This window comes from Xanthomonas sp. LMG 12461, from assembly GCF_009192935.1.
Classification (GTDB): domain Bacteria; phylum Pseudomonadota; class Gammaproteobacteria; order Xanthomonadales; family Xanthomonadaceae; genus Xanthomonas_A; species Xanthomonas_A sontii.
In genome coordinates, this window is the sequence record NZ_NQYT01000008.1 from 55,870 (window position 1) to 76,460 (window position 20,591).

At 70.5% G+C, this 20,591-nt stretch carries 17 protein-coding genes; 5 read left to right on the top strand and 12 right to left on the bottom strand.

The genetic code is table 11. The features are described 5' to 3' along the window. Positions 1 to 114: 114 nt before the first annotated feature. The 3 genes from CEK68_RS02305 to CEK68_RS02315 form a co-directional block, all read right to left on the bottom strand. Positions 115 to 597, bottom strand: coding sequence for a hypothetical protein (locus CEK68_RS02305; RefSeq protein WP_152238413.1), 483 nt, complete (start codon positions 595 to 597; stop codon positions 115 to 117). Positions 598 to 726: 129 nt separating this feature from the next. Then, on the bottom strand, positions 727 to 2,790 hold the full coding sequence (gene fusA / locus CEK68_RS02310; RefSeq protein ID WP_152238414.1) for an elongation factor G: 2,064 nt from the start codon (positions 2,788 to 2,790) through the stop codon (positions 727 to 729). A 455-nt stretch (positions 2,791 to 3,245) separates the two neighbouring features. Then, positions 3,246 to 4,376, bottom strand: coding sequence for a membrane dipeptidase (locus CEK68_RS02315; protein WP_226977737.1), 1,131 nt, complete (start codon positions 4,374 to 4,376; stop codon positions 3,246 to 3,248). 178 nt (positions 4,377 to 4,554) lie between these two features. On the opposite strand from CEK68_RS02315, the gene CEK68_RS02320 reads away from it, so the two are divergent. Next, positions 4,555 to 5,820: a cation:proton antiporter gene (locus CEK68_RS02320; RefSeq protein WP_017910272.1), complete on the top strand. Its 1,266-nt coding sequence runs from the start codon at positions 4,555 to 4,557 to the stop codon at positions 5,818 to 5,820. Between the two features lie 63 nt (positions 5,821 to 5,883). On the opposite strand, the gene CEK68_RS02325 is transcribed toward CEK68_RS02320, so the two are convergent. The 8 genes from CEK68_RS02325 to araD1 all read right to left on the bottom strand — a co-directional run bounded on the left by CEK68_RS02325 (position 5,884) and on the right by araD1 (position 14,514). Next, entirely contained in the window at positions 5,884 to 6,603 is a 720-nt protein-coding gene (locus CEK68_RS02325; protein ID WP_226977738.1) for a DUF4261 domain-containing protein, read from the bottom strand. A 92-nt stretch (positions 6,604 to 6,695) separates the two neighbouring features. Next, a complete protein-coding gene (locus CEK68_RS02330; protein ID WP_152238416.1) occupies positions 6,696 to 7,316 on the bottom strand; it encodes a glutathione S-transferase in 621 nt (206 codons plus the stop codon). 46 nt (positions 7,317 to 7,362) lie between these two features. Further along, positions 7,363 to 8,388, bottom strand: coding sequence for a galactofuranose ABC transporter, permease protein YjfF (yjfF, locus tag CEK68_RS02335; RefSeq protein ID WP_152238417.1), 1,026 nt, complete (start codon positions 8,386 to 8,388; stop codon positions 7,363 to 7,365). After that, on the bottom strand, positions 8,385 to 9,440 hold the full coding sequence (locus CEK68_RS02340) for an ABC transporter permease (protein ID WP_017913527.1): 1,056 nt from the start codon (positions 9,438 to 9,440) through the stop codon (positions 8,385 to 8,387). Before CEK68_RS02340 ends, yjfF begins: the two co-directional genes overlap by 4 nt. Continuing rightward, positions 9,437 to 10,948, bottom strand: a complete 1,512-nt coding sequence (locus tag CEK68_RS02345; protein WP_152238418.1) for a sugar ABC transporter ATP-binding protein — start codon at positions 10,946 to 10,948, stop codon at positions 9,437 to 9,439. Before CEK68_RS02345 ends, CEK68_RS02340 begins: the two co-directional genes overlap by 4 nt. 10 nt (positions 10,949 to 10,958) lie before the next feature. Next, on the bottom strand, positions 10,959 to 11,951 hold the full coding sequence (locus CEK68_RS02350) for an ABC transporter substrate-binding protein (RefSeq protein ID WP_152238419.1): 993 nt from the start codon (positions 11,949 to 11,951) through the stop codon (positions 10,959 to 10,961). A gap of 97 nt (positions 11,952 to 12,048) precedes the next feature. Then, entirely contained in the window at positions 12,049 to 13,488 is a 1,440-nt protein-coding gene (locus tag CEK68_RS02355) for an aldehyde dehydrogenase family protein (RefSeq protein WP_152238420.1), read from the bottom strand. Between the two features lie 18 nt (positions 13,489 to 13,506). Then, positions 13,507 to 14,514: an AraD1 family protein gene (gene araD1, locus CEK68_RS02360; RefSeq protein WP_152238421.1), complete on the bottom strand. Its 1,008-nt coding sequence runs from the start codon at positions 14,512 to 14,514 to the stop codon at positions 13,507 to 13,509. A gap of 152 nt (positions 14,515 to 14,666) precedes the next feature. Between araD1 and CEK68_RS02365 the strand changes: the two genes are divergently transcribed. Then, a complete protein-coding gene (locus CEK68_RS02365; protein WP_152238422.1) occupies positions 14,667 to 15,650 on the top strand; it encodes a LysR substrate-binding domain-containing protein in 984 nt (327 codons plus the stop codon). Positions 15,651 to 15,810: 160 nt separating this feature from the next. Here the strand turns inward: CEK68_RS02365 and CEK68_RS02370 are convergent, their stop codons facing one another. Continuing rightward, entirely contained in the window at positions 15,811 to 16,608 is a 798-nt protein-coding gene (locus tag CEK68_RS02370) for an SDR family oxidoreductase (RefSeq protein ID WP_150410456.1), read from the bottom strand. Positions 16,609 to 16,782: 174 nt separating this feature from the next. On the opposite strand from CEK68_RS02370, the gene CEK68_RS02375 reads away from it, so the two are divergent. The 3 genes from CEK68_RS02375 (at position 16,783) to CEK68_RS02385 (ending at position 20,418) form a co-directional block, all read left to right on the top strand. Then, positions 16,783 to 18,507, top strand: coding sequence for an IlvD/Edd family dehydratase (locus CEK68_RS02375; RefSeq protein ID WP_152238423.1), 1,725 nt, complete (start codon positions 16,783 to 16,785; stop codon positions 18,505 to 18,507). 322 nt (positions 18,508 to 18,829) lie between these two features. Continuing rightward, positions 18,830 to 19,354, top strand: coding sequence for an RNA polymerase sigma factor (locus tag CEK68_RS02380; protein WP_193314080.1), 525 nt, complete (start codon positions 18,830 to 18,832; stop codon positions 19,352 to 19,354). A 65-nt stretch (positions 19,355 to 19,419) separates the two neighbouring features. Continuing rightward, a complete protein-coding gene (locus CEK68_RS02385) occupies positions 19,420 to 20,418 on the top strand; it encodes a FecR domain-containing protein (RefSeq protein ID WP_152238435.1) in 999 nt (332 codons plus the stop codon). Positions 20,419 to 20,591 lie beyond the last annotated feature (173 nt).

Sequence of the window (20,591 nt, forward strand, 5' to 3'; positions counted from 1 at the left end):
CTCCTCTCCCCCCGGGAGAGGGGTTGGGGTGAGGGTCGGCCCGCGCAGCGCAGCCACTCCTCGCCAATTCCAAAAAGGGATTTGGACTCCTATGCGGCGCGCCGCGCTGCGCGCCTAGTCTTGCGCGTCGGTCAGCAGCGCGAACAGCGATTGTCCATCCGGCGCGATCAGGTCGCTGACCGCCCAGCAGCCGTTGCCGCGGCGCTGCAGTTCGATCTTGACCGACTGCGCCCGCGCGGCACGACCGCCGAGCGCCAAGCGGTAGTCCATGCGCACCTCCACCACGGTGGCCTGCGAACCGCCCGAGACCAGGGTGAAGGTCGGCGCGCCCTGAATGTCGCCGTCCTGCGCGCTGGTCCACGGGTCGAAGTCCAGCCGGCACACGCCCTCGCGCGCCGCGCAGCGCTGGTCGGCCTGCAGCGCGTGCGCAAAGGATGGGGTCAGCAAGCCGTCCAGGTTTTGCGGCTGCCAGTAGAAATCGCGCGCCTTGTACAGGCGCTCGGCCATCTGCAGCGGCGTCGCGCATCCCGGCGGCTGTGCCGCGGCGAGTACCGGCGACAGGGCGAACAAGGTCAGCAGGGCAAGACGGCGATGCATGAGCGGCTCCGGCGATCGGGGCCGGCTATGAAGCCTGGATCGCGGCGTCGACGCAAGCGCGGACAAAAAAAGAGGAGCCGGCGAACCGGCTCCTCGTTCTCCTGCCGCATTGCCAGATGGCAACGCGGCTCACGCGGCCTTGACCGGCGCATAGCCGTCGAAGGTCATGCTCGCCGATGCCCGTCCCTGGGTCAGCGAACGCAACGCCGTGGCATAGGCCTGCAGTTGCGCCAGTGGCGCCTGCGCGACCACCTCGGCACGGGAGCCGCGCTCTTCGATCGCCACGACGCGCCCCTCGCGCCGCTGCAGATCGCCGAGCACGTCGCCAACGCTGTGCGCAGGCGCATCGATCGCCACCGCCATCACCGGCTCCAGCAGCAGCGTGCCGGCCTGCGCCAGCGCCGCCTTCACCGCGTCCGAAGCCGCGCGCTGGAACGCCAGGTCCGACGAATCCACCGCATGCGCCTGGCCATCGACCAGTACCACCTCCACGCCGACCACCGGATGGCCGAGCGGGCCTTGCGCCAGCGCCGCACGCGCACCCTTCTCGGTGGCGGCGACGAAGGCCTTCGGCACCACCCCGCCACGGCTGCGGTCGACAAAAGTGACTGCACCGTCCGCGCGCGGCAGCACATCCAGCACCACCTGCGCGAACTGGCCCTGGCCGCCGTTCTGCTTGGACAGCCGTGCCGCCACGCCCAGCGCGGCCGCGCGCGGCGTTTCCTGGTAGGCCACGCGCGGCGCACCGGTGCGCACGTCCACGTGCCACTCGCTGCGCAAGCGCTCGACCATCACCTCCAGGTGCAGCTCGCCCATGCCCCAGATCACCGCTTCGCCGGTCTCCGGATCGCTGTCGACGCGGAAGGACGGATCCTCCTGCGCCAACCGCGCCAGGCCCTGCCCCAGCCGGACCAGGTCGGTCGCGTTGGCCGCGCCGAGCCGCCACGCCAGCACCGGCGGTTGCGTGCGGATGCGTTCCAGCACCCACCGCGCCTGCACGCCGCTGAGCGTCTCGCCGCTGACCGCGTCCTTCCAGCCGAGCACGGCGACGATCTCGCCGGCCTGCGCCTGCGCCACGTCGTGGGTGCGCTGCGCCTGCACCACCGCCAACCGCCCGACCCGGCGCGGACGCCGTGCATGCGACGCCCACACCGTGTCGCCGACGCGCAAGGTGCCCGAATACACGCGCACGAACGCCAACGGCCCCTGCGCGGTATGCGCGAACTTGAACACCAGCGCCGCCAGCGGACCGGACGGATCCGGCGCCAGCAAGGTCTCGTGCCCGTCTTCGGCACCGGCATCGGTGTCCGCATCGGCGCGGGCGACGACCGGCGGGCGGTCCAGCGGCGACGGCAGCCAGTCGACGATCGCGTCCAGCAACGGCTCGATGCCCTTGCGCTTGAACGCCGAGCCGGCCAGCACCGGCACGCCGGCGCCGGCCAGGGTGGCCCGGCGCAAGGCGGCGCGCAGCAGCTCGGCGTCGATCGCGCGTTCCTCGAGATAGGCCTGCGCCAGCGCCTCGTCGTGCTCGGCCACCGCGGCGATCAACTGCTCGCGTGCGTCCGCGAACGCGGCCGCCTCTTCGGCCTGCCAGGCGCGCGCATGCAGGTGCCCCTCGTCGTCCCAGCTCAGCAGGCGGCCGTCGACCAGGTCGCTCCAGCCGTCGAAGCCGGAGTCGCCCGACACCGGTACGCCGACCGCCCAGACCGTCGCGTCGAGCTTGCTGCGCAACTGCGCCAGCACGCCGTCGAACGAGGCACCGGCACGGTCCATCTTGTTGACGAACGCGAGCATCGGCACGCCGTGGCGGCGTGCTTGCCGCCACACGGTTTCGGATTGCGGCTGCACGCCGTCGACCGCGGAGAACACCGCGACCGCGCCGTCGAGTACGCGCAGCGAGCGTTCCACCTCGATCGCGAAATCGATATGTCCGGGGGTATCGATCAGGGTCAGGCGATGCGCCGGCTGCCCGGCCGGCGCCCACTGCACCTGCACCGCAGCCGCACCGATGCTGATGCCGCGCGCACGTTCGATGTCCGAGAAATCGGTGGTGGCGGCACCGTCGTGGACTTCGCCCACACGATGGATCGCACCGGCGGCCCACAACAGGCGTTCGGTGAGTGTGGTCTTGCCGGCGTCGATGTGGGCGATGATGCCGAGATTGCGCCAGCTGGAAAGGGTGTTCGTGTTCATGAGAAAGACTCCGCATTGCCAACACGGGGGACGCCGCATGCCCCGGTTGGCGAGGCGGGCATGCGGCTAGGTTTCGGGTTCGGCGGCGTAGTGCATGGCACGTTCTCCTTGGCGTGTCGGAACGGTGGAACAGCGAAAAACAGGCAATAAAAAAGCACCCATCGGGTGCTTGTCTGCGGCGGATCGGCGATGGCCGGCGTTAGCGCACGGCGTCGACCACTCCTTCAGGCAGGCGCACCCGGCCTGCGCTGACGCGCAGGGCGTTGGGCAATATCAGCAGCGGTGCGTGGGCCATGGCGGCGTGGACGTTCGGGTGGAAATGTGGCCGCAAGTCTGAACCTGTGCGAGGGCCCGGTCAATGCGGGCGGCGCGGCGCCGCTGGAACGGTGAACGACGCCGCGTGCAACGCACCACCTACCGGGGCGTCACGCAGGTCCTTTGCGCACAGCACAGCGTCACACACTCCAGATCTCGCCGAACACCCGTTCGAAATTCGCTCCCAGCACCTTCTCGGCGACCCGGGCACTGTAGCCCTGGCGCAGCAGCGCGTCGGCGACGCGTTCGAGCTTGCGCGGGGTATTGGCGTCGGGCAGATAGGGCAGACGGTTCTCGCCCGGGGCGCCGATGCCGTCGCGACGGCGCTGCACCAGGTCTTCCTCGAAGGCGCGCCGGTCCTGCTCGGTGATCGGGAAGAACAGCGAGTCGGTGCCGATGCCGACATGGTCCTCGCCGCACACGTCCAGTGCGTGCAGCAGGTGGCGCATGTAGTCGGCCAGCTGCGGTTGGCGGCTGTCCTCGGTCAGGAACGGCAGCATGTACACGCCCATCACCCCGCCCTTGTCGGCCAGCGCGCGCAGTTCGGCGTCCTGCTTGTTGCGCGGATGCACGAACACCGCGGCGCAGCCGGCATGGGTGATGACCGGCGGGCGCTGCGACAGGGCGATGCCGTCGCGGGTGGTCTGCAGGTTGCAATGGCTGAGATCCAGTGCCACCCCGAGTCGGTTCATGCGCGCGATGGCGTCGCGGCCGAGCGCGGTGACGCCGCCCGTGTCGCCGTCCAGGCAGCCCACGCCGAACGGCGTGGTGCGGTTGTAGGTCAGTTGCATGACCCGCACCCCGAGCTGGCGGAACAGGTCGATGCGCGCGGGCTTGTCCTCCAGCATCGCTGCCGATTCGAAGGAGAAGATCAGCGCGACGCGCCCCTCGCGCTTGGCGCGGCGCAGGTCGGCCGGCTGCAGCACCTTGAGGAAATGCTGCGGATAGCGCTCGACCAGCGCCTGCGCGGCGGCGATGTCCTGCACGGCGGTCTCGAAGTCGCCGGCCGCACCGCCCAGCGTGGTCTTCAGCGCCGACACGCCGGAGTCGCGCAATTGCTGCAACAGCTGCGGTGCATCCGGGCCATCGAATACCTGCCCGATCGAGGCCAGGGCGTTGGCGTCGAGCACCAACGCACGCCGGTACAGCGCGTCGGCATCGTCCGCACCGGCAGCGGCGGCGCCCGCGATGGCGGCCCCGGGCAGCACGCCGGCCACTGCGCCCGCGGCAGCGGCGCCCAGGCATTGCCGCCGCGTCCATCCCTTGCTCATCGCTTCGCTCCCCGGTGCGTCCTGCGGTGTCGGCCCGCATGCGTGTACGGCCTGCGCCATGCGCGCGCGCCAGGCACCATACCGCAAACGCGCCCCGCCCCACCATGTGCGGCGCGGCCGCGTGGATTTCATCGCCACGGCCTCCTATCATCCGCCGACACTTCCAGGACGGCCGCCCATGACCACCCCGCAGATGTCGGTGTATTTCTTCCTGCAGGCGGCGGTGATCCTGCTGGTGTGCCGGCTGGTCGGCCTGCTGGCCAGGCGCCTGGGCCAGCCGCAGGTGGTCGGCGAGATGATCGCCGGCGTGGCGCTGGGGCCGTCGCTGTTCGGCGCGCTGCTGCCGGACCTGCAGCAGGCGCTGTTCCCCAAGCCGACCCTGGACATGCTGTACGTGGCCGCGCAGTTCGGCGTGGGCCTGTACATGTTCCTGGTCGGCACCGATTTCCGTGGCGAGCACTTCCGCACGCGCTACCGCAGCGCGATGGGCGTGTCGCTGGCCGGCATCGCCGTGCCGTTCGTGCTCGCCTTCGTGCTGGCGCCATGGCTGCTGCACGTGCCCGGGCTGTTCTCGGCCAAGGCCAAGCTGCTGGAGGCGTCGCTGTTCCTGGGCGCGGCCATCGCCATCACCGCGTTCCCGATGCTGGCGCGGATCATCCACGAGCGCGGCCTCACCGGCAGCCCGCTGGGCACTCTGGCGTTGACCGCCGGCGCGGTCGACGACGCCGCGGCCTGGTGCATCCTCGCGCTGGTGCTGGCCAGCTTCGGCGGCAGCTGGGGCAGCGCCTATCTGGCGATCGGCGGCGGCGTGGGCTACGCGCTGTTCATGCTGCTGGTCGGCCGCCACTGGCTGCGCCGCCTGGCCGACCACGTGCGCCCCGAGCAGCCGCTGAGCGCCGGGGTGCTGGCCGTGGTGCTGATGCTGTTCTGCGTCAGCGCCTGGGCGATGGACGCGATCGGCATCCACGCGGTGTTCGGCGGTTTCCTGCTCGGCGCCTGCCTGCCCAAGGGCGCACTGACCGAAAAGCTGCGCGAGCAATTGCAGCCGTTCGTGGTGGTGTTCCTGCTGCCGATGTTCTTCACCTTCTCCGGGCTCAAGACCGAGCTGAGCGTGCTGCTGGACCCGCAGATCCTGCTGGCCGCCGGCGCGGTGCTGCTGGCTTCGTTCCTGGGCAAGGGCATCGCCTGCTGGGCCGCGGCGCGGATCAGCGGCGAGACCAACCGCAATGCGATGGCGATCGGCGCACTGATGAACGCGCGCGGCCTGATGGAGCTGATCATCATCAACATCGGCCTGCAGGCCGGGGTGATCGAACAGGGCCTGTTCTCGATCCTGGTGCTGATGGCCATCACCTCCACGCTGATGGCCACCCCGCTGTTCAACTGGGTGATGCGCCGCGCGGGCGGCGACGCGCTGCCGGCGGTGGCGGGCGGGAGACCCTGAGGCGCGCACGCGTTCGGCGGCGCGTCGCCGACACCGCACACGGATGCAGGAAGCAACGCGGCGTCAGAGCGGCGTCAGCCGCCACAGTCCATAGGGATTGGCGAACAGGTCGCCGGGCTGGAACTGGCTGCTGGCTTCGGCCTGGATCCGGTAGCGCGGCGCATCCGCCGCGACCGAGAAGGTATGGCCGGCGCGCACGTCGGGCGCTTCGTTGAACAGGTAGCAGGTGAAGGTGTGCAGCAGGGCGACCGGGTCGGATGCCGCCTGCGCCGCGACGATCGCGTCCTTCATGCCGAACTGGTGCATGCCGCAGGAGTGGACCTGCTCGCCGGTGATGTTCAACACATAGGCGCGGTGGGCGCTGCCTAGCGACAGGTCCGCGCACAGTTGCCGCCAGTCGGCGGGGCTGTGGGCGACGCCGCTGCTTTCCACCTTCACCCCCAGGCCGCCGGCGTCCAGCAACGCTGCGGCTGCGCGCATCATCGTCTCCGCACGCACCCGCGAGCCGCCGGCACCGATCAGGTAGACGACCGAGGCGTGCGTCCCGATGCGGGCCATGTCGGCCGAGCCGCGCCAGTGCGGGCCGGCGGCGGCGAACGCGCCGGCCATGCGCGCATCGTGCGGTTCGTACTGCAGTTCGCATGCCTGGCCGCTGTCCATGTGCATCAGCACGTGCCCGGCGAACAGGTAGCCGCCGCTGTCCTGGACGATGCGCGCGAGCAGGTCCGCGCGATCCGGCCATGGGCCGGGAATGCAGAGCACGATCTTGGGAGGTTCGATCACGGGTGGCGGCTCCTTGCCGTCAGGTGGGAGCGAGCGGTTGACGGGCATGGCCACCGCCGCGACGGCACCGTCCCCCGCCGGAAACGCCGCACTCAGGTCAGCGCCGTCATCACGCCCTTGCGGTACGCCGGGCGCTGCTGCAGACGTTGGTACCAGGCGTGCAGGTGCGGCAGTGCCGGGCGTTCGATCGGCATCTCGAACCAGGCATAGGCGAAGCTGCCCAGCGGGATGTCGCCCATGGCGAAGTGCTCGCCCGACAGCCAGGGCTGTTGCGACAGTGCGGCGTCGGCGGTGTGCAACAGCTCGGCCGATTGCTCCAGCGCGGCGGCGATCCTGGCTGCATCGCGCTGTTCCGGCGCGGTGCGCAACACACCCCAGAACAGATCGCGGAAGGCGCCGGCGAAGCGCGAGGTGGTCCAGTCCATCCACTTGTCGCCGTGCGCGCGCAGCACCGGGTCCTGCGGGTACAGCGTGCCCGGGGCGTAGCGCGCGGCCAGGTAGCGGACGATGGCATTGGATTCCCACAGCGCCAGGCCATCGTCCTCGATCGCCGGCACCAGGCCATTGGGATTGAGCGCGCGATAGGCCGGCTGATCGTTGCCGCCGAACGCGCCGCCGACCTCGATGGAGGTGTAGGCCAGGCCGATCTCCTCCGCGCACCACAGTACCTTGCGCACGTTGCTCGAATTGTGGCGGCCCCAGATGGTCAGCATGTCGGCGCTCCGGTTGCGGTTGCCGAATTCTACGCCGCCGTGCCGCTCACTCGCTCGCCGCACCCTGCGGCAGGCGCCGGGTCAGCAACCGCTGCAGCAGGCAGAACAGCAGCAACAGGCCGCCGATCACGATGCGCGTCCACCACGAACTGAGCGTGCCGTCGAACACGATCAGGGTCTGGATCGCGCCCAGGATCAGCACGCCGAACAGGGTGCCGATCACGTAGCCGCTGCCGCCGGCGAGCAAGGTGCCGCCGATCACCACCGCGGCGATGGCGTCCAGCTCCAGACCCTGCGCATGCAGGCTGTAACCGGACAGCATGTAGAACGTGCACACCACCCCGGCCAGCGCCGAGCAGAAACCGCTGAAGGCGTAGACGCGCACCTGCGTCGCCTCCACCGGCAGCCCCATCAGCCGCGCGGAGGCCTCGCTGCCGCCGAGCGCGTACACGCAGCGGCCGAAGCGGGTGCACTGGGTCAGCCACATGCCCAGCGCCACCATCGCCAGCGCGATCAACGCACCGACCGACAGCGACGCGTCGCCGCCCAGCGGCAGCCGCGCCTGCGCGATCGCGGTGTACAGCGGGTCGGTGATCGGGATCGAATCGACGCTGATCAGGTAACTGGCGCCGCGCGCCAGGAACATGCCGGCCAGGGTCACCACGAACGGCTGCAGGCGGTAGCGCTGGATCAGCAGGCCCATGAACGCACCGAAGACGCTGCCGAGCAGCAGCACCAGCGGGATCGCCGCCAGCGGCGACCAGCCATGGCGCTCGACCAGCGATGCCGACAGCACGGTGGTGAACGCCAGCACCGCGCCCACCGACAGATCGATGCCGCCGCTGAGGATCACCAGGCTCATGCCCACCGCGGCAATGCACAGGAAGGCGTTGTCGATCAGCAGATTGGCCAGCACCTGCGGCGCCAGGAAGCCGTCGTAGAGCACGCCGCCGGCCGCGAGCATGGCCACGAAAAGCGCCACGGTGATCGCCAGCGGCAGGCGGGCGCCCTGCAGCACGCCCGCAGCCTTGCGCAGGCCGGACCCAACCGGGCGTGGAGCCGCCGCGCTCATGGCCGCACCTGCGGCGGCGGCCGCCGGATCCAGCCGCGCAGGTGGGCGCGGAAGGTCGGCGATTGCAGCAGCATCACCGCGAACACCAGCAGCGCCTTGATCAGCATGGTGACCTGCGCCGGCACGCCGAAGGCGTAGATGGTCGCGGTCAGAGTCTGGATGATCAACGCGCCGATCACGCTGCCGGCCAGGCTGAAGCGGCCACCATCGAGCAGCGTGCCGCCGAGCGTGACCGCGAGGATCGCGTCCAGTTCCATCAGTTGCCCGGCGTTGTTGGCGTCGGCGCTCTTGACGTTGGAGCTGATCAGCAACCCGGCCAGGCCGGCGCTGAACGCGCAGAACACGTACAGCAGCACCGCGATCAGCCGCGCGCGCACGCCGGCCACCCGCGCCGCGCGCGGGTTGTGGCCGATGGCGCGCACGAACAGGCCCAGCGCGGTGCGCCCCAGCAGCAGTTGCAAGGCCGCGAACACCGCGGCGACCACGAACAAGGCGAACGGCAGGCCGAGCAGGAAGCCGTTGCCGAGATAGAAATAAGGCGGGTAGTAGATGGTCAGGATCTGCCCGTCGCCGATCAGCTGCGCGATGCCGCGCCCGGCCACCATCAGGATCAGCGTGGCGATGATCGGCTGCATGCCGACCTTGACCACCAGCAGCCCGTTCCACAGCCCGCACAGCGCCGCCACCAGCAGCGGTGCCAGCAGCACCGCCCACAGCGGGAAGCGGCTGTGCTCGCCGCCGCCGATCATCCACGCCGCCACCGTCGCGGCGATCGCCACCACCGCGCCGACCGAGATGTCCAGGCCGCGCACCGCGATCACCAGGGTCATGCCCATCGCCACCAGCGCCAGCGGCGCGGCACGGTTGCCGATGTCGACCAGGTTGCCGTAGAGATGGCCGTCGCGCCATTGCAGGCTCAGGAAGCCGGGGTCGAACAGGCCATTGCCGAGCAGCAGCACCGCCAGCGTCGCCAGCGGCCAGAACAACGGATGCGCGCGCAGCCGCGCCGACCAGCGCGATGCGGTGGTGTCGGGCGTGGCGGTGGCGCTCATGCCGCGCTCCCGGCGATCAGCTCGAAGATCGCCCGCTCGCCGCAACCGCCGGGCAGTTCGCCGACCAGGCGGCGTTCGCGCAGCACCGCGATGCGGTCGGCGATGCGCGCGATCTCGGCGACCTCGGCGGAGATGAACAGCACCGCCATGCCCTCGCGGGCCAGGGCCAGGATCCGGGTCATGATCTCCTGCTTGGCGGCGATGTCGATGCCGCGGGTGGGTTCGTCCAGGATCAGCAACCGCGGCCGCGTCGCCAGCCAGCGCGCCAGCACCACCTTCTGCTGGTTGCCGCCGGACAGCAGCCCCACCGGCGTCTCCAGGCTGGCGGTCTTGATGCCCAGCACGTCCACGTAGCCCTGCGCGATGCGCAGTTGCTCGGCCGGCGCCAGGAACCGGCGCAGGCCCATGCGCGCCTGCAGGGCCAGCACGATGTTCTCGCGCACCGACAGTTCGGCGACGATACCCTCGGTCTTGCGTTCTTCCGGGCACAGCGCCAGGCCGTGGGCGATCGCGTCGGGTGGGCCGCGCAGCGCCACGTCGCGGCCGTCGATCGCCACGCGGCCGCGATCGGCACGGTCCAGCCCGAACAGCAACCGCGCCAGTTCGGTGCGGCCGGCGCCGAGCAGGCCGGCCAGGCCCAGCACTTGGCCTTGGCGCAGTTGCAGGTCGACCGGCTGCAACTGGCCGCGCCGGGCCAGGCCCTGCGCCTGCAGCAGCGGCGCAGCGTCCTCGGGCGCGGCCACGCGCACCGCGGCGGCCGCGGCGCTGGCCGGGTCGAGCGCGCGCCCGACCATCGCCGCGACCAGCTGCGGCGCCGGCAATTCCGCCGGCGTGTATTCGCCGACCAGGCGGCCGTTGCGCAGCACGCTGATGCGGTCGGCCATCGCGTACACCTGGTCCAGGAAGTGGGTGACGAACAGGATCGCCATGCCGCCATCGCGCAGCGCGCGCATCACCCGGAACAGTTCGGCCACCTCGCCTTCGTCGAGGCTGGAGGTGGGTTCGTCGAGGATCAGCACCCGCGCCGACACCCCGACCGCGCGCGCGATCGCCACCATCTGCTGCACCGCCACCGGATAGCTGCCCAACGCGCGGCGCACGTCGATGGCGATGCCCAAACGCTGCAGGCCGGCCTCGGCCTCGCGCTCGACCCGGCGCCAGTCGATGCGCCGCAGCCAGCCGCGCAGCGGGTAGCGGCCGGCGAACAGGTTCTCGGCCACCGACAGGTTCGGGCACAGGTTCACTTCCTGGTACACGGTGCTGATGCCGAGCCGTTGCGCCTGCTGCGGCGACGCCGGCGAGACCACCGCGCCATCCAGCACGATGCGCCCGGCGTCGGCGGCGGTCACGCCGGTGAGCAGCTTGATCAGAGTCGACTTGCCGGCGCCGTTCTGGCCCATCAACGCGTGGATCTCGCCGCCGCGCAAACGCAGCGCCACGTCCTCCAGCGCGGCCACGCCGGCATAGGCCTTGCTCAGTCCCTGCGCCTCCAGCACCAGCGGATGCATGCGCGCGGCCTCAGTACTTGCGCTTGGGCAGTTCGGCCGCGGCCTGGTCCTGGGTGTACACCGACTCCTCCACCACGATGCGCTTGGGCAGCGGCTTGCCGGCCTTGAGGTCGCGGATGGCCTGCACCAGTTGCGGGCCCAGCAGCGGATTGCATTCGACGGTGACGTTGAGCTTGCCGGCCTGCATCGCCTCGAACGCGCCCTTCACCCCGTCCACCGAGATCACCAGGATGTCCTTGCCCGGCTTCAGGCCGGCTTCCTCGATCGCCTGGATCGCGCCGATCGCCATGTCGTCGTTATGCGCGTAGAGCACGTCGATGTTGCGTCCCTCCGACTTCAGGAACGCCTCCATCACTTCCTTACCCTTGGCGCGGGTGAAATCGCCGCTTTGCGAGCGCACGATCTGGAAGCGCGGATGCGCCGCCAGGATCTCCTTGAAGCCCTTCATGCGATCGATCGCCGGCGCCGAGCCGACGGTGCCCTGCAGTTCGACGATGCGCACCGGCTTGTCGCCGTCCTTCAGCGGCGAGCGCTCGACCAGCCAGCGCGCCGCCTTGCGCCCTTCCTCGACGAAATCCGAACCGATCAGGGTCACGTACAGGCTGTCGTCGGACACCTTCACCGCGCGGTCGGTCAGCACCACCGGGATCTTCGCGGTCTTGGCCTCGCGCAGCACCGTCTCCCAGCCCGACTCCACCACCGGCGAAAACGCGATCACGTCCACGCGCTGGGCGATGAACGAGCGCAGCGCCTTGATCTGGTTCTCCTGCTTCTGCTGCGCATCGGAGAACTTCAACTTCATGCCGGCATCGGCGACGGCCTGCTTGATCGATGCGGTGTTGGCGGTGCGCCACTCGCTCTCGGCGCCGACCTGGCTGAAACCGACGGTGAGTTGCCCGGGCGCCTTGCCGGCGTCCTTGCCGCCGCCGGAACACGCGGCCAGCGCCATTCCCAGCAGCGCCGCGATTCCCAGCGCCCACATTCCCGACGTGTGCTTCTGCATAGCCCCTCCTCGTTGATGGCACGCTGGCGGCGGACGGGCCCGGAGGCCGCGACGCGCCGCCCACCCTCCCAGGCCGGCGTGCGCTGATTCGATCAGTTCATGGTGCGGATGTGTAAGCCGTCTTGACCGTGGTGTAGAACTCCACCGCATACCGGCCCTGCTCGCGCGGGCCGTAGCTGGAGGCCTTGCGTCCGCCGAACGGCACGTGCGGGTCGACGCCGGCAGTGGGCAGGTTGACCATCACCATGCCCGCCTGCGCATGCCGCTTGAAATGCGTGGCGTGCTTCAGCGAGCGCGTGGCGATGCCGGCACACAGGCCGAACTCGGTGTCGTTGGCCAAGGCCAGCGCGTGCTCGTAGTCGTCGGCCACCAGCACCGCGGCGACCGGGCCGAACACCTCCTCGCGGGCGATGCGGTGCTGCGGCTGCGCGGCCACCAGCGCCGGGCGCAGGTAGTAGCCGCGGTGCGCGCACTCCAGCGCCTCGCCACCGTAGAGCAGTTCGGCGCCTTCCTCGCGGGCGATGCGCAGGTAGTCGCGATCCTGTTCGAACTGGCTGGCGCTGGCGACCGGGCCGATGTCCACACCCGGCTCCAGCGCATGGCCGATCTTCAGCGCGGCCAGGCGCGTGCGCACGCGCGCGACGAAGTCGTCGTGCACCGCGCGTTCGACGATCAGCCGGCTCGACGCGGTGCAGCGCTGGCCGGTGGAGAAGTAGGCGCCGTTGACCGCGATCTCCGCTGCCAGGTCCAGGTCGGCATCGGCCAGCACCACCAGCGGATTCTTGCCGCCCATCTCCAGCTGGATCTTCAGCCCGCGCTCGGCGGCCTGCTTGAGCAGACGGTTGCCGGTCGGCACCGAGCCGGTGAAGCTCAGCGCATCGATGCCGCGCTCGGCGACCAGCGCCTGACCGACCGTGCTGCCGCTGCCGAGCACCAGGTTGAACGCACCATTGGGCAGGCCCGCGCGGCTGAGGATCTCGGCCAGCGCCCAGGCGCAGCCGGGCACGATCTCCGCCGGCTTGAACACCACCGTGTTGCCGTAGGCCAGCGCCGGCGCGATCTTCCACGCCGGGATCGCCAGCGGGAAATTCCACGGCGCGATGATGCCGACCGTGCCGACCGGCTCGCGGGTGATCTCGACGTTGACCCCGGGCCGGGTGGAGGCCAGCGTCTCGCCAGGAATGCGCAGCGCCTCACCGGCGAAGAACTTGAAGATCTGCCCGGCGCGCGCCGCCTCGCCGATGCTCTCCGGTAAGGTCTTGCCCTCTTCCGAGGCCAGCAGCGCGCCCAGTTCCTGCTTGCGCGCCACGATCTCGCTGCCGACCGCGTCCAGCGCGTCGGCGCGCTGCTGCGGGGTGCTCGCGGCCCACGCCGACTGCGCCGCGTTGGCCGCGGCGATCGCCTCGCGCACCGTGGCCGCGTCGAGGCTGCCCGCTTCGCCGACCGGTGCCGACAGGTCGGACGGATTCTCGTCGGGAGCGAGGGCGTCGCCGGCCACCCAGCGGCCGTCGATGTAGCTCTGGAAACGTCGGGTCATGCCTACCTCCGTGCGGTTCTACAGCGCGCGCACGCCGCCCAGGGCGAATCCGCTGTCGACGCGCTGCAAGGGATTGACCAGCGCCGCGCCGAACTCGGCCAGTTCGATCTCGAAGCGGTCGCCGGGCTGCGCCTGCACGCCGTCGGCAAAACTCAGCGTGGCGGTACCGAAGAAATGCAGGTGCACGTCGCCGGGCACGCGGTGCGCGGCGTACTTGAAATGGTGGTATTCGAGATTGGCCAGCGAATGGCACATGTTGGCCTCGCCGGTGACGAAGGGCTTCTCCCAGATCACCGCATCGCCGCGGCGGATGCGGCTATGGCCGCGCAGGTCGCGCGGCAACGCGCCGCAGCGCAGCTCCGGGCCGACCGCGCAGGCGCGCAGCTTGGAATGGGCCAGGTACAGATAGTTCTGGCGCTCGGTGACGTGATCGGAGAATTCGTTGCCCAGCGCGAAGCCGAGCCGGTACGGCACGCCGTCGGCGCCGATGACGTACAGCCCGACCAGTTCCGGCTCCTCGCCGCCATCCAGGGCGAAGTCCGGCGATGGCAGCGGCGCGCCCGGCGCGACCAGGCTGCTGCCGTCGCCCTTGTAGAACCATTCCGGCTGCGCGCCGGGCTGGCCATCGCGCGGGATGCCGCCGTCCACGCCGAGCTGGAAGATCTTCATCGAATCGGTGAGCGTGCCCTGCGCCGCCTGCTGCTGCAGGTTCTGGTGCATGGCATCGCGGGTGGCGGCGCTGCCCAGGTGGGTCAGGCCGGTGCCGGTGACGCGGCAATGCGCCGGGTCCGGATGGGTCAGCGGCGGCAGCACGCGACCGGCGGCCAGCAGCGCGGCGTAGTCGAGCACGCGCTCGCCGCGCAGGTGCTGCGCCTGCGCCTCCAGGCTGTTGCCGGCGGCCAGCGCCGCGTTGGCCAGCGCATAGGTGGACGCCACCTCGCGCAGCAGCCGCACCTGGCGGCCATCGTCTTCCACCACACCGACGCCGGGCGTGCCGGCGTCATCGAGCAACTGGATCAATCGCATGCATCGGTCGCCTGTCGGAATGCGGACGCGCAGCGGGCGGCGCGGGACACGCGCGGCGCGATGCGCCCGACCTATTCTGGCCGGACGACCTATATGCAACAAATATCGGTTTTGGCTTAACGTATACGAACATTCGTATCTCTGTGAGCGCCATGCCTGCCGCCCCGCCCTGGTTCGTCCGCGCCCGCCTGAAGACCCGGCAATTGATGCTGCTGCTGGCGATCGAGGAGGAAGGCAACATCCACCGCGCCGCCGAGACCTTGAACATGTCGCAGCCGGCGGCGTCCAAGCTGCTCAAGGACCTGGAGGACATGCTGACGGTGCCGCTGTTCGAGCGCCTGCCGCGCGGCATGCGCGCCACCTGGTACGGCGAGGCGATGATCCGCCACGCGCGCATCGCCCTGGCCAGCCTCGGCGAGGCCGGCGCCGAGATCGAGGCGCTGAAGGCCGGCTATGCCGGCAGCGTGGCCGTCGGCGCGATCGCCGGGCCGGCGATGAGCCTGCTGCCGTCGGCGCTGGCCCAGGTCGGCGCGCAGCATCCGCTGCTGCGGGTGAGCCTGCGCGTGGACGGCAGCGACGTGCTGCTGGAGCACCTGGCGCAGAACAAACTGGACATCGTGGTGGCGCGTCTGTTCGCGCGGCACGACAAGCGCCACCTGCACTACCAGGCGCTGGCCGAGGAAAAGGTCTGCGCCATCGCCCGCCCCGGCCATCCGCTGCTGGCGGCGCCAGCGCCGACGCTGGCGGTGCTGGCCGAGGCACCGTGGATCGTGCCACCGGACGGCAGCGTGCTGCGCCACCGCTTCGAACTGATGTTCCAGAACGCCGGGCTGGAAGCGCCCAAGCGGGTGATCGAGACCTCGGCGCTGGTGGTCCTGCCGCAGTTGCTGCGGCATGGCGACGCGCTGGCGGTGGTGCCCGAGGACGTGGCCCGGCATTTCGCCGACCACGGCAGCGTGGCGATCGTGCCGGTGGCGCTGTCCTGCCGCATGGACGCCTTCGGCCTGATCACCCGCCGCGACTGGCTGCTGTCGCCCGGCGCGCGAATCGTGCTGCAGGCGCTGCATCAGTCGGCTGCCACGGTCTACGGTGTCGCCGTGACGGCGGCCACGCCGTCGCTGCCTGCGGACGGCTGATCGCGTCGGGACTGAAGTCCCTCCCACAACGCGCCGCCCAGCAGCAGCGCCCGGCTGTTTGTGGGAGGGGCTTCAGCCCCGACGAGCGAAGCCGGATACCGCCTCCGCTGTTGCCCTGCCCGAACCGGTGCCCCCGCGACGCCCAGCCGCGCGACCGCGCTCAGGTCCAGCCGCCGTCCACCACGAACTCCTGCGCGGTGATCGCGCGCGCCTCGTCCGAGGCCAGGAACAGCGCCATGCGCGCGATGTCCTCCGGCATCACCTTGTCCGGCAGGCACTGATTGCGTGCCAGTTCGCGCTCGCCGGCCTCGTCCAGCCACAGGGTGACCTGGCGTTCGGTCATCACCCAGCCCGGGGTCAGCACGTTGATGCGGATCCGCGCCGCGCCCAGGTCGCGGGCCAGGCCGCGGGTCAGGCCGTTCACCGAGGACTTGGCGGTGGCGTACACCGGATAGCCGCCGGTCTTGCTCTGCCAGCCGGTGGAGCCGAGGTTGACGATGGAACCGCCGCCCAGCCGCTGCATGCCCGGCACCACCGCCTGGATGGCGAAGAACGCCGCACGCTGGTTGATCGACACGCAGCGCTCCCAGTACTCCGGGGTCACCGCGTCGAGCGCGTGGCGGTCGTCGCTGCCGACGTTGTTGAGCAGCACGTGGAAGTCGCCCAGCTCGGTCGCCGCCTCGCCGATCGCCGCCTGCAGCGCGGCCACGTCGGTGACGTCGCAGCGGCGCCACCACGGCGCGGTCAGGCCGGCCGCGGCCAGCCGCTCGGCCAGCGCGGCGCTGGCCTCGGCCGCGACGTCGACGAAAGCCACCTGCGCGCCCTGCGCGGCGAAGGCCTCGACCAGCGCGGCGCCGATGCCGGAGCCACCGCCGGTGATGAAGACGCGGCGCCCGTGCAGGCTGCCATAGGTTGCGTTGCCGAGGGAGGAAGGCGCTGCGCTTGCCGAGTTGTCCATGCCGTTTCGCTCTAGGTGGATAGGATTTCGATATATGAAAACAAATATCCATTCGGAGATATTTGCTATTTTTCACGTATCAATATGCCCGCTAGCATCCCCGGCGTAAAGCATCCGGGGGCGGCTTGCGCACAAGGCGGATCCCGGCGTCCTGGACTCGAGGAATCCGCCGACATGGGCTCACCCAGCAAACCGCCGCGCCGCAGCCAGGCGTGGTTCGGGCGCGAAGGCAAGCAGGGCTTCTACTACCGCAGCTGGCTCAAGAGCGCCGGCCATCCGCACGACATGTTCGATGGCCGTCCGGTGATCGGCATCTGCAACACCTGGTCGGAACTGACCCCGTGCAACGGCCACCTGCGCGAACTGGCCGAACACGTCAAACGCGGCGTCTACGAGGCCGGCGGGTTCCCGCTGGAGTTCCCGGTGATGTCGCTGGGCGAGACGCAGATGCGCCCCACCGCGATGCTGTTCCGCAACCTCGCCAGCATGGACGTGGAGGAATCGATCCGCGCCAATCCGCTGGACGGCGTGGTGCTGCTGATGGGCTGCGACAAGACCACCCCGTCCTTGCTGATGGGCGCGGCCAGCGTGGACCTGCCGACCATCGGCGTGTCCGGCGGGCCGTCGCTGTCGGGCAACTGGCGCGGGCAGCCGCTGGGCTCGGGCACCGGCGTGATCGAGATGTCGGAGATGGTCCGCGCCGGCACCCTGAGCCAGGACGACTTCGTCGAGGCCGAGGCCTGCATGCAGCGCTCCAAGGGCAGCTGCATGACCATGGGCACCGCCTCGACCATGGCCAGCATGGTCGAGGCGCTGGGCATGTCGCTGCCGGAGAACGCGGCGATCCCGGCGATGGATGCGCGCCGCGCGCGGCTGGCGCGGCTCAGCGGGCGGCGCATCGTGCAGATGGTGGAAGAGGATCTGCGCATGTCGCAGATCCTCACTGCCGACGCCTTCGCCAACGCGATCAAGGTCAATGCGGCGATCGGCGGCTCCACCAACGCGGTGCTGCACCTGCTCGCCCTGGCCGGCCGTGTGGGCGTGCCGCTGCAGTTGGACGACTGGGACCGGCTCGGCTCGCGGCTGCCGTGCCTGGTGAACCTCAAACCGTCCGGCCAGTACCTCATGGAAGACTTCTACTATGCCGGCGGGCTGCCGGCGGTGATGCGCGAACTCGGCAGCGAACTGGCGCTGGACGCGCGCACCGTCAACGGCCGCACCCTGGGCGAGAACGTGGCGCAGGCGCCGTGCTGGAACCGCGAGGTGATCCACCCACTGGATGCGCCGGTGCGCGCGGAGGCCGGCATCGCCGTGTTGCGCGGCAACCTGGCGCCGGACGGCGCGGTGATCAAGCCGTCGGCCGCCTCGCCGCACCTGTTGCGGCACCGCGGGCGCGCGGTGGTGTTCGAGAGCATCGAGGACTTCAAGGCGCGCATCGACGACGAGGCGCTGGACATCGACGCCGACTGCATCATGGTGCTCAAGCACTGCGGCCCGCGCGGCTACCCGGGCATGGCCGAGGTCGGCAACATGCCGTTGCCGCCGAAGCTGCTGCGCGCCGGCATCACCGACATGGTGCGCATCTCCGATGCGCGCATGAGCGGCACCGCCTACGGCACCGTGGTGCTGCACGCCTCGCCGGAGGCCGCCGCCGGCGGCACCCTGGCGCTGGTGCGCGACGGCGACATCATCGAACTCGACGTCCCCGGCCGCGCACTGCACCTGGAAGTCAGCGACGAGGAACTGCTGCGCCGGCGCAGCGAATGGACCCCGCCGCCGGCACCCACGCGCGGCTGGAGCAAGCTCTACGTGGAGCACGTGCAGCAGGCGCACCTGGGCGCCGACCTGGACTTCCTGGTCGGCGGCAGCGGCGACGCGGTGGCGCGCGATTCGCACTAGCGGTCGCGGCGAGATGCATCCACCGCGATTTCGTCGGAGCGGCTTCAGCCGCGACACGCGCCACCGGCAACGCCTCATCGCGGCTGAAGCCGCTCCCACAGGGGCTTGCGGCGAGCCCGCCAGGTGCACTGTGGGAGGGACTTCAGTCCCGACGCATTACGCCATCGGAACGCACACCACGTCGCGCGTCGCGGCTGCATGACAGTCGACTCCCACAGGAAGCGGCGAACGCCGCCTTCTTCCACACGCACCGCGCCCACGTCACCGCGCCGTCATCTGCAGCTTCTAGCCTGCCCCGCACCCCAGGGACAAGGCAGGCTCGGTGGCGGCTCACCCCAAACGCGCATGGGCGCGCATGTTCGCGGAACACGGCCCGGTGCTGCGCGGCTTCTTCGTGCGCCGTGGCGCACGCGAAGACGCCGAGGACATGGTGCAGGAAACCTATCTGCGGCTGCTGCGCGCGCATCGGCAGCAGGGCGAGGCCATCGCCAATCCCGAAGCCTATCTGTACACCGTCGCGCAGAACCTGGCGCGCGAACAGGCCGCGCGTCGCCGCCAGGCGCCGCTGCGCATCGACGAGATGGAGCAGTTCTCGCAATTGCTGGCGGCGGGAGACGACGTGGAAGACAGCGCACACCGGCGGCAGCGCCAGCAGCACCTGCAGGCCCTGCTCGCCGCGCTGCCCGCGCGCACCCGCGCGGTGCTGGTGATGCAGTACCGCGACGGGCTGAGCTACAAGCAGATCGCCGAACGCATGGGCGTGTCGCCGCACATGGTCAAGAAGCACGTGGTGCGCGGGTTGTCGGCCTGCCGCCGCGCGCTGGCCGAGAGCGGAGACCGCTGGTGAACGACAGTACGTTCTCTTCGCGCAGTGCCATCGCCGATGCCGCGCACTGGCATGCGGTGCAACGCATGCAGCCGCTGGACGCGAAACAGGAACAGCAGTTGTTGGACTGGCTGACCGCCTCGCCGCAGCATCTGCGCGAGTATCTGGCCATGCAGCGCGTGGCCGGCGAACTCGGCGAGGCGCTGCGCGGCATGGACCTGGACGTGGACGCCTTGCTCGCCAGCGACGACACCGCCGATGGCACGGCGAGCGGCAACGTCATCGCCCTGCCCGTGACGCGGCGCGCGACAGCGGCAGCGCCAACGCGTGCGGCGCGCGCCCACGCCGCGCCGCGCTGGCGTCTGGCCGCGGCCGCCGCGGTGTGCGCGGTGGCGGTGCTGGTCGGCTGGGCCTGGCCGCGCAGCCAGACCTACCGCACCGCGCTCGGCGAACAACGCAGCGTGCAACTGGCCGACGGCAGCACGGTGCGGCTCAATGCGCAGACCCAGGTACGCGCCACGCTGACCCCCTGGAGCCGAAAGCTGCAGTTGCTGCAGGGCCAGGCCAGTTTCGTGGTCGCCGCCGACCGGCGCCCGCTGCAGGTGCAGGCCGGAGGCCTGCGCGTGGAAGATATCGGCACCACCTTCGACATCGCCCTGCATCCCGACCAGGCGCGCATCGAGGTCTCGGCCGGGCGCGTGCAGGTGTGGCGCCAGGATCGGCCGCAACAACCCATGCTGGCCGATCTCGGCGCCGGCCAGAGCGCGCGCATCGACACCGCCGATGGCCGGGTCGAACTGGGCAACGAGGACGTCGCGGCGATGCACGCGTGGTGGCAACACCGCATCGTGTTCCGCGACGAACCGCTGGCCAATGTCGCCGAGGATTTCAACCGGCTCAACCGCACCCGTCTGCTGATCGACGACGCCGACGCCGGGGCGATGCGACTGACCGGCAACCTGCGTGGCGACGACGTCGCCGCGTTGCGCGCCTTCCTGGATGCGCAACCGACATTGCAGGTGCGCACCAGCGCCGACGGCATCCACGTGCGCAGCCGCACGCCGACACAGGCGCGCCTGCAGTAGCGCGGCAACTGCGTCGCGCGCACTGCGCGACGCACGCATCCTTCAAACCAGACGGCCGGCACGCCATCAGCGCGTCACATGCATCGTGCACGCACGCATCCGTGCGCGCACGCGAAGCCAGCACCCCCACGCACGTGTCACAGAAAATTCATCGAAAAACGGTGCCCGATCTT